Source organism: Parasphingomonas zepuensis (genome assembly GCF_036663735.1).
GTDB lineage: Bacteria > Pseudomonadota > Alphaproteobacteria > Sphingomonadales > Sphingomonadaceae > Sphingomonas.
On sequence record NZ_JAXOJO010000100.1, the window covers coordinates 1 to 1,014 of the forward strand.

2 protein-coding genes are annotated in these 1,014 nt (G+C 63.1%); both read left to right on the forward strand.

What is annotated here, in order from left to right; translation table 11 throughout:
• A partial coding sequence (locus U1769_RS25570) for a biotin protein ligase-related protein (RefSeq protein WP_332720958.1) occupies positions 1-304 on the forward strand: 304 nt, incomplete at its 5' end.
• An 11-nt stretch (positions 305-315) separates the two neighbouring features.
• Positions 316-1,014, forward strand: a 699-nt coding sequence (locus tag U1769_RS25575) for a type III pantothenate kinase (RefSeq protein WP_332720959.1), incomplete at its 3' end; no start/stop codon positions are given.

The window sequence follows — 1,014 nt, forward strand, 5'->3', positions numbered from 1 at the left end:
CGATCGCCCCGCGACCAGCCTTTTGGTCCGGGGGGCGATGGTAGACGCATCGACCTTTGCCGATGTGCTGGCCGAAAGCTTCGCGCGCTGGCTGGCGCGTTGGCGGGGTGACGGTTTATCGGCGGTGCGGGCGCGGTGGCTGGAGCGGGCGCACGCCACAGGCACGGCGCTGTCGACCCATTTGCCGGATGGGTCGAACGTCGACGGGCTGTTCGACGGACTGGACGCCGAGGGCGCGCTCAACCTGCGCTTGGCCGATGGCTCGCGGCGTGTCATTCACGCCGCCGACGTGTTTTTGATCTGAAGGACGCTTTCATGCTGCTCGCGATTGATGCCGGCAACACCAATGTCGTCTTTGCCCTGGTCGAAGGGCGCGACATCCGCGCGCGCTGGCGGATTGCGACCGATCCACGGCGGACGGCGGATGAATATGCGGTATGGCTGAGCCAGTTGCTGGCGCTGGAGGGATTTGAGCGCTCCAGCGTTACGAGCGTCATCATTGGAACGGTGGTGCCGCGTGCGCTGCATAATCTGACCGTGCTGAGCCAGAAATATTTCAAGACGGAGCCTGTCGTCGCAGGGAAGGGCGGGTGGCCGATCGCGCTGGATGTCGAGGAGCCGGACACCGTTGGCGCGGATCGCGCGCTGAATGTGATGGCGGCCCACGCCAATCATCCCGGCGACCTCATCATCATCGATTTCGGCACGGCAGCGACGTTCGATGTCGCCGACTATACCGGTGCCTATAAAGGCGGGATTATCGCGCCCGGCATCAACCTGTCGCTCGATGCGCTGGTAACGGCAGCGGCCAAATTGCCGCGCATCGCGATCGAGGCACCGGCCAGTAAATCGGTCATTGGGCGCAATACGGTCGACCAGATGCATATCGGTATCTATTGGGGCTATATCGCGATGATCGAGGGGCTGGTCGCCCGCATAAAGGCGGAGATTGGTCGCCCGGTAAAGGTGATCGCGACCGGTGGCCTTGCCGTGCTGTTTGAAAAGAACACCGAT